Source organism: Pseudomonas sp. TH15 (assembly GCF_016651105.1).
Lineage (GTDB): Bacteria > Pseudomonadota > Gammaproteobacteria > Pseudomonadales > Pseudomonadaceae > Aquipseudomonas.
In genome coordinates this window covers 3,639,506-3,653,249 of record NZ_JAEKEL010000001.1, presented here as the reverse complement: position 1 = coordinate 3,653,249, position 13,744 = coordinate 3,639,506, and the positions used below count along the sequence as shown (strand labels likewise).

13 protein-coding genes and 1 pseudogene are annotated in these 13,744 nt (G+C 61.0%); all 14 read right to left on the bottom strand.

What is annotated here, in order from left to right:
• Positions 1-3: 3 nt before the first annotated feature.
• Positions 4-1,029: an ABC transporter permease gene (locus JFT87_RS16330; RefSeq protein ID WP_201202824.1), complete on the bottom strand. Its 1,026-nt coding sequence runs from the start codon at positions 1,027-1,029 to the stop codon at positions 4-6.
• Entirely contained in the window at positions 1,022-2,578 is a 1,557-nt protein-coding gene (locus tag JFT87_RS16325; RefSeq protein ID WP_201202815.1) for a sugar ABC transporter ATP-binding protein, read from the bottom strand. The genes JFT87_RS16330 and JFT87_RS16325 overlap by 8 nt, the downstream gene beginning before the upstream one ends.
• Positions 2,575-3,246 carry a methionine ABC transporter permease gene (locus JFT87_RS16320; protein ID WP_201202813.1) on the bottom strand — a complete coding sequence of 224 codons (672 nt, stop codon included), beginning with the start codon at positions 3,244-3,246 and terminating at the stop codon, positions 2,575-2,577. Before JFT87_RS16320 ends, JFT87_RS16325 begins: the two co-directional genes overlap by 4 nt.
• Positions 3,243-4,043, bottom strand: coding sequence for a methionine ABC transporter ATP-binding protein (locus JFT87_RS16315; protein WP_201202810.1), 801 nt, complete (start codon positions 4,041-4,043; stop codon positions 3,243-3,245). Before JFT87_RS16315 ends, JFT87_RS16320 begins: the two co-directional genes overlap by 4 nt.
• Complete coding sequence (locus tag JFT87_RS16310) at positions 4,040-4,864, bottom strand: MetQ/NlpA family ABC transporter substrate-binding protein (protein ID WP_201202806.1); 825 nt, start codon at positions 4,862-4,864, stop codon at positions 4,040-4,042. The genes JFT87_RS16315 and JFT87_RS16310 overlap by 4 nt, the downstream gene beginning before the upstream one ends.
• 20 nt (positions 4,865-4,884) lie before the next feature.
• Positions 4,885-5,922, bottom strand: coding sequence for an isopenicillin N synthase family dioxygenase (locus JFT87_RS16305; RefSeq protein ID WP_201202805.1), 1,038 nt, complete (start codon positions 5,920-5,922; stop codon positions 4,885-4,887).
• A gap of 366 nt (positions 5,923-6,288) precedes the next feature.
• The gene (gene catA / locus JFT87_RS16300; RefSeq protein ID WP_201202804.1) at positions 6,289-7,206 is read right to left on the bottom strand and encodes a catechol 1,2-dioxygenase; all 918 of its coding nucleotides are present in this window, start codon (positions 7,204-7,206) and stop codon (positions 6,289-6,291) included.
• A gap of 117 nt (positions 7,207-7,323) precedes the next feature.
• Positions 7,324-7,614, bottom strand: coding sequence for a muconolactone Delta-isomerase (gene catC, locus JFT87_RS16295; protein WP_201202795.1), 291 nt, complete (start codon positions 7,612-7,614; stop codon positions 7,324-7,326).
• A 14-nt stretch (positions 7,615-7,628) separates the two neighbouring features.
• Positions 7,629-8,749 (bottom strand): annotated as a pseudogene (locus JFT87_RS16290) (muconate cycloisomerase family protein).
• A 22-nt stretch (positions 8,750-8,771) separates the two neighbouring features.
• Positions 8,772-9,533 carry a 1,6-dihydroxycyclohexa-2,4-diene-1-carboxylate dehydrogenase gene (locus JFT87_RS16285; protein WP_201202792.1) on the bottom strand — a complete coding sequence of 254 codons (762 nt, stop codon included), beginning with the start codon at positions 9,531-9,533 and terminating at the stop codon, positions 8,772-8,774.
• Positions 9,534-9,594: 61 nt separating this feature from the next.
• Positions 9,595-10,602, bottom strand: coding sequence for a benzoate 1,2-dioxygenase electron transfer component BenC (gene benC, locus JFT87_RS16280; protein ID WP_201202790.1), 1,008 nt, complete (start codon positions 10,600-10,602; stop codon positions 9,595-9,597).
• Positions 10,603-10,612: 10 nt separating this feature from the next.
• A complete protein-coding gene (gene benB / locus JFT87_RS16275) occupies positions 10,613-11,101 on the bottom strand; it encodes a benzoate 1,2-dioxygenase small subunit (protein ID WP_201202789.1) in 489 nt (162 codons plus the stop codon).
• Positions 11,098-12,462, bottom strand: a complete 1,365-nt coding sequence (benA, locus tag JFT87_RS16270) for a benzoate 1,2-dioxygenase large subunit (protein WP_201202787.1) — start codon at positions 12,460-12,462, stop codon at positions 11,098-11,100. Before benA ends, benB begins: the two co-directional genes overlap by 4 nt.
• Positions 12,463-12,603: 141 nt before the next feature.
• The gene (locus tag JFT87_RS16265) at positions 12,604-13,560 is read right to left on the bottom strand and encodes an AraC family transcriptional regulator (protein WP_201202784.1); all 957 of its coding nucleotides are present in this window, start codon (positions 13,558-13,560) and stop codon (positions 12,604-12,606) included.
• Positions 13,561-13,744: the final 184 nt, after the last annotated feature.

Sequence of the window (13,744 nt, the reverse complement as noted above, 5' to 3'; positions counted from 1 at the left end):
AGCTCAACGCGCCCGATGCGCGAGGCCGAAGGTGAACATCAGCGCCAGCACCAGCACCAGTCCCTTGACGAAATCCTGAGCGTAATAAGGCGCGTTGAGCATGGTCAGGCCGTTCAGCAGCGTGGCCACCAACAACGCACCAATCAACGTGCCGAACGCATTGGGTTTCTTCGCCCCGAGCACGGCAAAACCGATCAACGCGGCCCCTAGGGCATCGAGCACCAGGCCATTACCCGAGCTAACATCGCCACGGCCCAAACGTGCCGCCAGCAGCAACCCGCCCAATGACGCGAGCAAGGCTGAAAGCACGTACGCCAGCAGTTTGAAACGCTGCACCGGCGCACCGGCCAGGCGTGCCGCCTGCTCGTTGCCACCGATGGCGTAGAACAAACGACCAATGCGCGTGCGCTCCAGGAACAGCCAGACCATCAACGCGACCACAGCGGTGATCAGCACCGGGATCGGCACGGTGTCCCACAACCGACCGCGGCCGAGGGCCAGAAACAGCGCACTGAACGTGCCTTCGGCCTCATCGCCATTGGGCAGGGTCATGCCCACCGCAATCGAGCGCCCGCCGGTTGGGATCAGTTGCACACCGATCACCAGAAACATGCTGCCGAGGGTAGCGAGGATGTCCGGCACCCGCATTTTCACAATCAGCCAGCCGTTGAGCAGCCCCACCGCCGCCCCGCCCGCCAGGCTGATCAGCACCGCCGGCACAGCGCCCCAACCGAGCACCACCATGACGTAACTGGCGATCATCAAACTCATCGCCGCCACCGCGCCAATCGACAAATCGAGGCCGCCGACGGCCATGGTCAGGGTCACGCCCAAGGCCAACAACGCGACAATCGATACCGACTGCAAGATGCTGAACAGGTTACCGACCCGCAGAAATGCCGGCTCCGCGAAGCTGAAAAACACCAGGATCAGCGCCAGCACCCAAAGCAACCCATAGCGGATAAGCGCTTGCAGCAGATGCTCGGCGGGCGCCGGGGCGGTTGATAACAGCAAACTTGAATCAGGCACTCGCTCTACTCCTTGGCGTGGCATGAATAGTTGGAACAGTGACTTCGACGCCAGCAAGCGCCGCCACCAGCGTGGCGCGGCTCAGCCCGGCGCGGGAGTATTCGGCGACCACCGCGTGATTGCGCACCAGCAGAATCCGGTCGGCAATTTCCAGGGCTTCGTCGACATCGGCACAGATCACCAGCGTTGCGCGGCCGCCAGCACTGTCGCGCAGCAGTTGGCCGATTTCGCGGCGGGCGCGTACGTCCACGCCCTGAAACGGTTCATCGAGAATCAACACCCGCCCGTCCCCCAGCAACCAGCGGCCCAGTACGACCTTCTGCTGGTTGCCGCCGGACAACGCACTCATCGGCACGTCGATTCCGGCAGTCTTGATCCCCAATGCCGCGACCTGTGCCTCGACCGCTGCCGCCTCGGCCCGGTTGCGGATGAAACCGCCACGGGTGAAGCGTTCGAGGAACGGCAAGGTCAGGGTGCGACGCAGGGAAAAATCTGCGATCAATGATTGGCTGGCGCGATCTTCGGCGGCAAAGAACACTCCGCTGTGGATCGCCTGGCGTGGCGACTCGGGTTGCCAGTCGATGCCATCCAGTTGCAGGGTGCCAGCCGCCGGTTCGCGCAGGCCGAACAGCACTTCGGCGATCTCGGTTTTGCCGGCGCCCAGTAATCCGGTGAGCACCACCACTTCGCCTTCGTGCAGGGTCAGATCGAAGGTGTTTGACCCGGGCAGGACTTTCATTGCGCTGAGCTTGAGCACTTCGCGCCCGGCCACACGCGGGACGTAGACATGTTCGGCCAGCGCCTGACCGAGCATGGCCTCGACCGCTTCGGGCAACTGGCGGGCGCCGAACTCGCCGACCAGTTGGCCATCGCGCAGGACAATGGCGCGATCCGCCACCCGCTTCAGGTCGGACAAACGATGGGAAATGTACAAAATCGCCACCCCACGACTGCGCAGCGTGTCGATCAAGCCGAACAGGCGCTGGGCTTCGACGTCCGACAAGGCGGCCGTGGGCTCGTCGAGAATCAGCAGACGCGGCTGCAGGGCGAACGCGCGTGCCAGCACCACCAGTTGCCGTTCGGCCTGGCCGAGGCGTTCGATCGGTTGCTCCAGCGGCAGCTCCAGGCCGAGGCCGGCAGCGATGCTCGCGGCCCGCTCGAACAGGCGCTTGCGATTCAGCCAAAAGTCCGCGCCGGGCTGGCAGAGTTCATCGAGCAAGAGGTTTTCCGCCACGCTCAATCCGGGTGCGATGCCGTCGTTGACTTGCTGGTGCACCGCGACGATCCCGACCCGGCGCGCCGACAGTGGCGAGGTGAAATGCCGTGGCTGGCCGTCGACCCAAAGCTCACCGGCATCGGAGGATTGACTGCCGGCGAGGATCTTTACCAAGGTCGATTTTCCCGCACCGTTGGCCCCCAGCAGCGCCACCACTTCGGCGGGGTAAATCTCCAGGCTGACCCGATCCAGCGCACGGCTGGCGCCAAAGGTTTTGCTCAGCTCACGCACACGAATCAGCGGCTCGGGTGCCACGGAAACAGGCGCACTCATCGTCGGTGTGCCAAGGAGCGCACCAGCCGATCACCGAGGCTTTGCACGCTCTGTACCAGAATCACCAGCACCACCACAGTGGCGACCATCACCTGATTGTTGAAGCGCTGGTAGCCGTAGCGAATCGCCAAGTCTCCCAGACCACCGCCACCGATGACCCCGGCCATGGAGGAAAAACCAATCAGCATCACCAGGGTCAAGGTGATGCCTGCCAACAACGCGGGCAGCGCTTCGGGCAACAGCACTTTGAAAATCACATGCCAGACATCACCGCCCATGGCGAGGATCGCTTCGATGCGGCCCTTGTCGACTTCGTCCAGGGCGTTCTCGACAATTCGGGCGAAGAACGGAAAGGCGCCGATGGTGATCGGCACCACCGCTGCGGTGCTGCCCAGGGTCGTACCGACCACCAATCGCGTCAGCGGGATCAAGGCAATCAGCATCACCACAAACGGCAGCGAGCGGCCAAGGTTGACCAGCCCTCCCAGGCCTTTGTTGAGCCGGGGCATTGGGAACAGACCATCGCTACGACTGATGAACAGCAACACACCCAGCGGCAAGCCGATCAGCAAGGTAAACAACCCCGCCAGCAGGACCATGTACAGGGTTTCACCGGTGGCCGTGAGCACCAGTTGGAAGATCTCGTTCCAGTCGATCACGCGATTCATGAGCGCTCCACCCTGACGCCGTATTGCTTGAGGAAGCTCAGCCCCGGCGAGTCATGGCCTAGGGGCAATCCGCAGGCAGGACGCAGCGAGCTGCCGAGCGGGGATTGCGCATCAGCCAACAGCCGAGGCACTGGCCCGGCCTCGACCAATCGGCCGTGAGCCAGTGAAGCGGCGTGATCACAAATCGACTTGACCACCTCCAGCTCATGGGTGATCAGCACGATAGTCAGCCCCAACTGGCGGTTGATGTCGCGCAGCAGTTCAAGAATCGAGGCAGTGGTTTGCGGGTCGAGGGCGCTGGTGGCTTCGTCCGACAGCAGATACGCCGGTCGCGCCGCCAACGCCCGGGCGATGCCTACCCGTTGTTTTTGCCCACCGGACAGTTGTGAAGGAAACGCCTGAGCCTTATCACTCAAGCCCACCAGATCCAGCAGTTCTCTGACCCGCGCATGACGCTGTGTTTTGCTTACGCGGGCGATTTCCAGCGGCACGGCGATGTTGTCGAAGACGTTGCGCGAGTGCAGCAGGTTGAAGCCCTGAAAGATCATGCCGATGCGCTGGCGTTGCCGGCGCAGTTCGATGTCGGACAAGGCTGTCAGGTCCTCGCCGTCCAGCAGAATGCGCCCGGCACTGGGCCGCTCGAGCAGATTGAGGCACCGCAGCAGCGTCGATTTACCCGCACCGCTGCGCCCCAGAATCCCGTAGATCGCACCATCGGGAATGCTCAGGGATACCTGATCCAGGGCAGGTGCCTGCCCTGGCGCATAGGTTTTGCTCAACTGCTCGACGACGATCATGGCTTAGTGGCCGCTACGGTCACAGGGCTCACCGGAATCACTGAACCGGAGAAGTTGTCGGTGATGAACTTGGCCACTTCAGGCGACGTCAGGTCTTTGGCCAGTTGCTTGATCCGTGGGTCGTCCTGCAATTTTGGCGTGGTCACCAGGATATTGGCGTAGGGGTTGTGCTCGGCTTTTTCCAACCCAAGCGCATCCTTGGCCGGGACCAAACCAGCTTCCAATGCGTAGTTGCCATTGATCACCGCGAGGTCCACATCATCAAGGGCCCGGGGAATTTGCGGCGATTCGATTTCGAGGATCTTCAGCTGTTTCGGGTTCTCGGCGATGTCCTTCGGTGTGGCCTGATCGGTGGCCGGGTCGTTGAAGCCGGCCTTGAGTTTGATCAAGCCGTTGTCCTGCAACAGGTACAGCGCGCGACTCAGGTTGGTGACGTTGTTGGGAACCGCCACCGTGCCGTTTTGCGGGACTTGCGCGAAAGTTTTGTGTTTGTGGGAGTAAATACCCAGCGGCTCGATATGCACCGTCGCGGCCACCGCGAGTTTTTCGCCGAGGGCCTGCTCCTGTGACTTCAGGTATGGCAAGTGCTGGAAGTAATTGGCATCGACGTCGCCATGCACCAGCAACTCATTGGAGTTCACGCCGTTGGGGATCTCGATGATCTTGAGGTTCAGTTGCGGGTCGATTTTTTGCACGTACGCCAGAATCTGCGCGTGGGGCACAGGGTCCGCTGCCACTCGCAGCGGCTCAAGGGCCAGGGCACTGAAAGACGTCACCAGAGCGCCCAGCACAGCCAGGGTCAATCCTGTTTTCTTGAACATGTTCTTAGTCCTTGATGAGGTTAGGCAGTCAGTGCTTTGGGGATCAGTGCATCGGCGTAAAAACGCTGGGCAACATCGGGATGTGAACGCAGCCGGCCCTTGAGGTAGTTCCAGCCGACGTCTCGAAACAATGGATTGTCCGGATCGCTGGCCGGACCTCGTGCTTCACGCAGCAGCGCCGTGGGCAACGGGTAAAGCGGCACGACGGCATCGAGTTGCGCGCCGAGGAAGAACGCAATCGACAAACGCTCGTTGCCCTTGGCCGGCGACACCACCCGATGCACCGTGGCACGCAAGTAACCGTTGGTGGCCAACTCCAGCAATTCGCCGATGTTCACCACTAAGGTGTTGTCCCGAGGCCGCGCATCGATCCAGCGCCCCTCCTCGATTTCGACTTGCAGGCCGGCCTGCTGGTCTTGCAGCAGGAAGCTCAGGAAACCCGAATCCTTGTGCGCCCCGACACCTTGATGGCTGGCGTCTGCGGCCTGCCCCGGATAGCGCATCAACTTGATGTGCTCATTGGGCTTGTCGCCGTACAACCGGTCGAAAGCGTCTTGCGGCAACGCCAACGCCTGGGCGAAAGCGCGCAGCAGGCGCAGCGACATGCGGGTCATGGCTTGCTGCCAATCCAGCAGCAACGGCTTGAGCGCCGGTAGCGCGGCCGGCCATTGATTGGGGCCTTGCAGACGCGCCCAGTACGGGCTGTTTTCATCCTGCGGCAACACCTCGCGTTCGGCGCCCAGATCGAACTGTTCGCGCAAGTCCGGCTTGCCGCGAGTGATCTCTGAAGCGGCACGGTTGTAGCCACGAAAGTGCGGTGAATTGATCATGCCCACCGCTGCTTTCTCGCTGTCGGGCAGGGCAAAGAATTGGCGGGCGTGAGCCTGTACTTGACTCAACAAAGCGCTGTCGATGCCATGGCCGGTCAGGTAGAAAAAACCCACGTCCCGTGCGGCATGGCGCAGGTCGTCAAGAAACTCGTAACGCTGTGGCGCCGTGCCTTCAAACAGCGAAAGGTCGAGCGTTGGTAATGCGGTGATGTCGAGGGTATGCGGCATGATTCACTCCCGTGTGAACCAAACCTGAAGAGCCTTTGATCGATTCAGCGTGCGCCGTCATGGCAATCGGGGGTCTATCGGTTTGATGCGTTGATTCGTCGTTGAGGACAAAACTAAACGATCTTAAAAACAGCGGGCCAATATCTTTTTTGCATTACCTTAGGCCTGTTTTCCCCTCACCCCAGCCCTCTCCCAGAGGTAGAGGGGGCCGACCGTGGTGTCTGGCGTGATACATCGACCTGAAAGATCGTGGCGATTATGGATTCGGCAGAAAACGTTCAGGTCGGCGTATCTCGCGAGCATCCCCCATTCAGTCCCCTCTCCCTCCGGGAGAGGGTTAGGGTGAGGGCCACAAACGACGCGGTATCAATCCGTTTGCAACGCGCGGGGGCGTTGGCTGCGTTGTTCGGCGCTGGCGTCTGGCGCTTGTTGCAGCTGGAAGTCGAATTTGAGTTCAGCGTAGCGTTCCGCGGTTTCACTCTGGCGAAACACGACTTCGCCGACCAGGCCTTCACGGGTGGCGTAGGCGAAGTCATCCCACAGGTATTTGTCGCCCGACAGGTTGATCTGTGTGGTCAGGTGTCGATGCCCCGGTGCGCTGATGAAAAAGTGCACGTGGGCCGGACGCTGGCCGTGGCGGCCGAGCAGGTCCAGGCATTCCTGAGTCGGGCCTTGCGGGTCGCAGCCATAGCCCGATGGCACGATGCTGCGGGCGCGGTAGCGGCCCTCGGCGTCAGTGATGATCCGTCGGCGCAGGTTGTAGTCGGACTGGCTTGGGTCGAAGAACGAATAGGTACCTTGGGTATTCGCTTGCCACACGTCGACGGTGGCGCCAGCCAGCGGTTGGCCATGCAGGTCGAACACCTGACCCTCGAGGAACATCACGGTGGCAACGCCCTCCTCGCTGCCGTCATCCATCCGGCACTCACCCTCACACAGCGGCGCGCCAGCGACGTAAAGCGGGCCTTCGATAGTGCGCGGTGTGCCGCCGGTCAAGCCGATCTGCGCGTCCTTGGCGTCCTGCAGCAGATCGAGGAAATGCTCGATGCCGAGACCTGCAACCAACAAACCGGCTTCCGAACGACCGCCCAGACGATTGAGGTAGTCGACGGCTTTCCAGAATTCGTTCTCGCTGATGTCCAGGTCTTCAATCAGCTTGGCGCAGTCCTGCAACACGCGCAGGACGATGGTTTTCATACGCGAGCTGCCCTCATCGTTGGCAAAACCGGCGGCTTCGGCGAAGAATTTTTGCAACTCGGGGGTGTGGGCAATTTTCACGGTCATGGTGGCTTACCTCATCTTGTTGTTGTGTGAACCCAGTTCTTCAAACCAGGCAAGATCCCTGTGGGTAGCTGGCAAGCCAGCTCCAACAGGGTTCAGAAGCGAATCGGGTGTCTGACTTCAGCGGTCGTCGGCGTGGATCGACGAGGGATGGCGGCAGAGGCCGTCGATCTCGATGTCCATGTACGGGAACAGCGGCAGCAACATCAGCGTGTCATGCAGGGCCTCGACGCTGGGCACGTCGAACACGCTGTAATTGGCGTAAAGCCCGGCGATGCGCCACAGGTGACGCCACTTGCCCTGCTCTTGCAGGCGCTGGGCCAGGGCTTTTTCGTCGGCCTTGAGCTGTGCGGCGCGCTCGGGGTTCATGTCGAGCGGCAGGTTTACGGTCATTTTTACGTGGAACAGCATGATGCTCTCCTGTTTCAGTGGCGGCGAAAATGCGCCAGACGCTGTTCATCCAGCGTCAGGCCGAGGCCCGGGGTTCTGGGGATGTGCAGGTGAAAATCGCGGTACTCGGGCCTTTCAATGACGATGTCTTCAGTCAGCAGCAGCGGCCCGAACAGCTCGGTGTCCCAGGTCAATTGCTTGAGCGTGAGGAAGGCGTGAGCCGAGGCCAGGGTGCCGATCGAGCCTTCGAGCATGGTCCCGCCGTACAGTGCGATGCCGGCGGCTTCGGCGATATGCGCGGTGCGCAGCACGGCACGCGGGCCTCCGTTCTTGGCGATTTTCAGGGCGAACACACTGGCCGCACCGTCGGCAGCGAGGCTGAAGGCGTCTTCGACACTTTCGATGGATTCGTCAGCCATGATCGGTGCGGGGCTGCGCTGGTTCAGGCGAACTTGCCCGGAGCGGTTGATCCGCGAAATCGGCTGTTCGATCAGGTCGATGCCGTTGTCACCCAATACCTGACAGCCGCGAATCGCTTGGGATTCATCCCAATACTGATTGACGTCGACGCGCACACTGGCACGCTCGCCCAAGGCTTTTTGATCGCTACGGCGTGTTTGAGATCCTGCTCCAGCGGGTTGGCACCGATCTTCAATTTGAAGATGCGATGGCGCCGCGCTTCGAGCATGTGTTCTGCTTCGGCGATGTCGCGGGCGGTGTCACCGCTGGCCAGGGTCCAGGCCACTTCAAGGCTGTCGCGCACGCGACCACCGAGCAGTTCACTGACCGGCAGACCGAGGCGTTTACCTTGCGCGTCGAGCAGTGCGCTTTCGATGCCGGACTTGGCGAAGGTATTGCCCTTGGCGAGTTTGTCGAGCTTGTGCATGGCTGCGTTGATGTTGTCGGCGTCCATGCCCAACAGCGTCGGCGCCAAATGCGCATCGATGTTGGTCTTGATGCTGTCCGGGCTTTCGTTGCCGTACGCCAGGCCACCGATGGTGGTGGATTCGCCAATCCCTTCAATGCCATCGGCGCAGCGCACGCGGATGATCACCAGGGTCTGGTTCTGCATGGTGTGCATCGCCAGTTTGTGCGGGCGGATGGTCGGCAGATCGACGATGATCGTCGTCAGGCTTTCAATCAGAATCGGGTTCATTTCAGTGTCCTTTGAAGTGTACTCAACCGAGATCGCCGCCACCGACCGGCAAGGTCACGCCGGTGATGTACGTGGCGTCGTCGGAGGCAAGAAACAGGATCGCGCCGACCTGTTCGTCGAGGCTGCCGTAGCGTTTCATCAGGCTGCTGTCGAGGGTTTGCGCGACGATTTGCTGGTACCAGGCCTGCTCCTGCGACGACTGTTCACTGGTATTGCGCGGGATACGCCGTGGCGGCGCTTCGGTGCCGCCCGGTGCTGTGGCATTGACGCGGATGCCGCGCTCAGCGTTCTCAAACGCTAGGCACGCGGTGAGCGCGTTGACGCCGCCCTTGGCCGCGCCGTACGGCACGCGGTTGACACTGCGTGTGGCAATCGACGAGACATTGACGATGGCGCCCCGGCCCTGCTTGAGCATGTACGGCAGGGCTGCGTGGCAGCACCACAGGGTCGGAAACAACGAGCGACGCACTTCGGCCTCGATCTGCTCGACGTCGTAGTGCTCGAACGGCTTGGCCCAAATCGTGCCGCCGACGTTGTTGATCAGCACGTCGAGACGGCCGAAGGCGTTGATGGCTTCAGCCATGACTCGCGCACAATCGGCGTATTGCTCAAGGTCGGCAGTCAGCGCCACCACGCCCGCGCCTTGCAGTTCGTGAACCAGTTCGGAGCGGTCGACGGCGACCACTTGTGCGCCTTCGGCCAGCAGGCGTTCGCAGACGCGGCGGCCGATGCCCTGCGCCGCGCCGGTAACCAGTGCGACTTTGTTGGAGAATCTGTTGTTCATGACAACCTCGACTGAAACAAATATCGAAACCTGTGGTGAGGGACAGACCCACAGATGGGTGTCAGGCAGCAGCAAACTTCTCGTAGTAGAAATTGACCGGCGCAATGCCTTGTTCGCGAATGAACTGACTGACCGCCTCAACCATCGGCGGCGGGCCGCACAGGTAGACATCGACGTCGCCATCGTTCAAATGCCGAGGCTCGATGTGCTGGGTCACATAACCCTTGAGCGGATGCCGGCTATCGGGGTTGGCCACGCAGGCGCTGAAACTGAAGTTCGGAATCCGTGCAGCGAACGCTTCGAGTCGATCCATTTCCACCAGGTCGAAGTCATTGGTCACGCCGTAGATCAGATGCAGCGGTTGCTCGCTGCCCTGCTCCGCGATTTTTTCCAGCATCGCGGTGAACGGCGCCAGCCCGGTGCCGCCGGCAAGCAACAGCAACGGACGGCGGATGTCGCGCAAATAGAAACTGCCCAACGGTCCGGCCAGGGTCATGTTGTCGCCGGCCTTGGCCATGCCGGTGAGGAAGCTGCTCATCAAGCCGCCGGGCACGTTGCGGATCAGGAAACTGACCTCGCCGTCGCGCTGCAACGAGCTGAACGAATAGGCGCGGGTCTGCGCGCTGCCGGGAACCCCGAGGTTCACATACTGCCCCGGCAGGAACGCCAGTTTGTTCAGGGCCTCGCCCTTGATCGACAGCGCGATGGTGCTGTCGGACAACTGGCGCACGGCACTGATGGTCGCTTCAAAACTGGCCTGACGGGTGCGACAGACATCCGACGATACCGGCACCCGCACCACGCAATCGCTCTGGGCGCGCATCTGGCAGGTGAGGACGAAACCTTGCTTGGCTTCATCGGCACTGAGGGCGTCGTCGATGTACTCCTCGCCCAAATCGTAACGACCGGCCTCGGCGAAGCATTTGCAGGTGCCGCACGCGCCATCGCGGCAATCCAGCGGAATATTGATGCCCTGACGATACGCGGCATCGGCCACGGTTTCGTCGGGGTTGGCGTCGATGAAACGGGTGACGCCGTCTTCGAAATTGAATGCGATGGAATGAGTCATGACAGCCGCCTCACAGGTGGTAAACATCGATGACCTGGCGAACGTAATCGTTCTTCAGGACTACTTTCTTGGCCTTGATCAACGGGTTTTCACCGCGCACATCCAAGGTGTAGAAACTGCTGCCGAAATAGCTGTCGACGGTCTTGTAGCGAAAGCTCAGGGTGTGCCAGTTGAAGCGCACTTTGCACAGGCCGTCGGCTTGTTCGAGCAGCTCGATGTTGCTCAGGTTGTGCGAGGTGCGGGTGTCCGGAATGCTCGCACTGGAACGCTCGGTCTTGATGCGGAAGATGCGGTCTTCCAGGCCGGTGCGGTTGCCGTACCAGATCAGCGAGATTTCCCGCTGTGGGTCTTCGGTGAGCTCGTCGTTGTCGTCCCAGGACGGCATCCAAAAGGTGGCGTCCGGGGCGTACAGCTCCAGCCACTCGTCCCACTGTTTGTCGTCGAGGTAGCGGGCCTCGCGGTAGAGAAAATCGCGCACGGCCTCATAGGTGATGGTCATTGCACGGCCTCCACGGCGATCCGCTCGGACTGTTCAGCGGCCAAGGCCTCGAGCATCGTCTGCCGCCAATATTTGTGTTGCAGTACGAACAAGCCTTCGTCTTCGGTGCGCACGCCGCTGAGCAGCGGATGCAGGTCGATCTCTTTGGCCGCGTCGTCGGCGCCTTCGATCCAATGCTCGGCACCGCGGGACATGTCATTCCAGGTCGTGACGCTGCCCTGATAACCGGTCTGGCAGGAACGAAACTCCTCCAGATCATCCGGGGTCGCCATGCCGCTGACGTTGAAGAAATCCTCGTACTGCCGAATCCGGCTGGACCGCGCGGTGTCGCTTTCGCCTTTGGGGGCGATGCAGTAGATGGTGATTTCCGTGCGATTGACCGAGATCGGCCGGGCGATGCGTATCTGCGAGCTGAACTGGTCCATCAGGTACACGTTCGGGTACAGGCACAGGTTGCGCGAATTCTCGATCATCCAGTCGGCGCGGGCCTGGCCGAAGTCCTGCGCCAGTTCATCACGACGCTCGTACAACGGACGGTCTTCGGGGTTGGCCCAACGGGTCCAGAGCAGCATGTGGCCCTTGTCGAAGGAATAGAAACCACCGCCCTGCTTGGCCCAACTGCCGGCACTCATGGTCGGATTGCTATCGCCAGCCTCGCGCTGTTTACGCTGGTTTTGGGTGGCCGCGTAGTTCCAGTGCACGGAGCTGACGTGATAGCCGTCAGCACCGTTTTCGGCGGTGAGTTTCCAGTTGCCTTCGTATATATAGCTGGATGAGCCGCGCAGCACTTCCAGGCCATCGGCGGACTGATCGACAATCATGTCGATGATCTTCGCCGACTCGCCCAAATGCTCCACCAGCGGCACCACATCAGCCTTGAGGCTGCCGAACAGGAAGCCGCGATAGGACTCAAAACGCGCGACTTTGGTCAGGTCGTGGGAGCCTTCGCAATTGAAGCTCGCCGGGTAGCCGGCCGCCGCCGGGTCCTTGACCTTCAGCAGCTTGCCGGAGTTGTTGAAGGTCCAACCGTGGAATGGGCAGGTGTAGGAGCTTTTGTTGCCGGTCTTGTGCCGGCAGAGCATCGCGCCGCGATGGCTACAGGCATTGATAAACGCGTTCAGTTCACCGTCCTTGTTGCGCGCGATAAAGATCGACTGGCGCCCCATGGTGGTGGTGTAGAAATCGTTGATCCTGGGGATCTGGCTTTCGTGGGCCAGGTACAGCCAGTTGCCTTCGAAGAGGTGCTGCATCTCCAGGTCGAACAGCCGTGGGTCGGTGAACATCTCGCGTTTGCAGCGGTAGATGCCGTGGTCTTTGTCGTCTTCAAGCAGGGAGTGAAGGTATTCGGGTCGCAGGGACATGGCCGCCGCCTCCATTGTTTTTATTCAGGCCAGGTAAGATTAGGGAGGCGATGCAAGGGGCAATAGCCGAATCCTGCAGATCGCTATCCGTTTTGTGCAGGATGGCGCGGCAGGCAGGGCGGATTGTTTTGTGGGAAGGTTTTAGTGGCGGCGTTTGAAGGTGTGCGACGGTAGCTCGCCGAACTGTTGGCGATAGCTTTCGGCGAAGCGGCCCAGGTGCAGGAAGCCGTAGTCCAGCGCCAGCTCGGTGAGGTTGCGCACCGGGCAACTCGGATCGCTGAGGCAGGTGTGGATGCGTTCCAGTTTGCGCTGACGGATGTATTGCATCGGCGTGACGCCGAGCTGGCGCTGGAACAACGTGTAGAGAGAACGCGGGCTCATGCGTGCCTGCACGGCCAACTGCTCGGCAGGCAGATCGAGCTTCAGGTTGCGTTCGATGTAATCGAGGATGCGTTCGAAGCTGATGCTGGGTGAGTTGAGGCTCTCACGGCTGACGTTGGTGCTCATCAGCGAAATCAGTTTGCTGCCGACGATCTGTGCGTAATGTTCCTGCACCCGCAGCAACGGATCGCTGGCCTCGGCTTCCTGGCAGATCATCGCGAGCAGGTTGGTAAAGCCTTCCAGTTCATCGAGGCGATAGTGGTTGCGCAGAAAGCGAATGCCACTCGACGGGCGCAACCAGCGTTGCTCGTCGCACACCGATTCGAGCAAACGAGTGGGGACTTTCAGGATGAATTTTTCACAGTCGTCGGAATAGGTCAGGTCCACCGGTTCGTCGGGATTGATCAGCAGCAATTCGCCAGGTTCGAAGTAGTGTTCCTGGCCATGACCACGCCATAGGCAGTGGCCGCGCAGCAAGACTTGCAGGTGATAAATGCTCTCCAGTGCGCCAGAAGTTACCCGCACGCTGGTGCCGTAGCTGATGCGGCACAGGTCCAGGCTGGCGAACTTGCGGTGATCGAGGCTGGCTTGCGGATGGGTGGTCTTGGACAAGCCGATGAAGTGCTGGCCGACGTGCTGGTTGACGTAGTCGGAGACGGCATACGGGTCTGCGTGACGAAACACGCTGCTGCGATCGCTCAGCAGATGGCTGTCCATGGGGCGGGGCTCGTTCTTGTCGTTATGGTTTTACGGCATCACCGGCCACACTACGCCGCAGCGCTGAGGCGAGCAATTGGACCAAAGATCGGGTGTCCGGTAATCGAACACTTTCAGACAAAATCACACCCTGCCCCCGGTAGGAGCTGCCGAAGGCTACGATCTTTTGATTGGGTCTTTCAAA

What these genes read in the sequence shown, in the direction of transcription:
- JFT87_RS16305 (WP_201202805.1), bottom strand. Translation starts at nt 5,922, where the DNA reads ATGCCGCATACCCTCGACATCACCGCATTACCAACGCTCGACCTTTCG.
- benC (WP_201202790.1), bottom strand. Translation starts at nt 10,602, where the DNA reads ATGACTCATTCCATCGCATTCAATTTCGAAGACGGCGTCACCCGTTTC.
- benB (WP_201202789.1), bottom strand. Translation starts at nt 11,101, where the DNA reads ATGACCATCACCTATGAGGCCGTGCGCGATTTTCTCTACCGCGAGGCC.
- benA (WP_201202787.1), bottom strand. Translation starts at nt 12,462, where the DNA reads ATGTCCCTGCGACCCGAATACCTTCACTCCCTGCTTGAAGACGACAAA.
- JFT87_RS16320 (WP_201202813.1), bottom strand. Translation starts at nt 3,246, where the DNA reads ATGAATCGCGTGATCGACTGGAACGAGATCTTCCAACTGGTGCTCACG.
- catC (WP_201202795.1), bottom strand. Translation starts at nt 7,614, where the DNA reads ATGCTGTTCCACGTAAAAATGACCGTAAACCTGCCGCTCGACATGAAC.
- JFT87_RS16285 (WP_201202792.1), bottom strand. Translation starts at nt 9,533, where the DNA reads ATGAACAACAGATTCTCCAACAAAGTCGCACTGGTTACCGGCGCGGCG.
- JFT87_RS16325 (WP_201202815.1), bottom strand. Translation starts at nt 2,578, where the DNA reads ATGAGTGCGCCTGTTTCCGTGGCACCCGAGCCGCTGATTCGTGTGCGT.
- JFT87_RS16265 (WP_201202784.1), bottom strand. Translation starts at nt 13,560, where the DNA reads ATGGACAGCCATCTGCTGAGCGATCGCAGCAGCGTGTTTCGTCACGCA.
- catA (WP_201202804.1), bottom strand. Translation starts at nt 7,206, where the DNA reads ATGACCGTGAAAATTGCCCACACCCCCGAGTTGCAAAAATTCTTCGCC.
- JFT87_RS16310 (WP_201202806.1), bottom strand. Translation starts at nt 4,864, where the DNA reads ATGTTCAAGAAAACAGGATTGACCCTGGCTGTGCTGGGCGCTCTGGTG.
- JFT87_RS16315 (WP_201202810.1), bottom strand. Translation starts at nt 4,043, where the DNA reads ATGATCGTCGTCGAGCAGTTGAGCAAAACCTATGCGCCAGGGCAGGCA.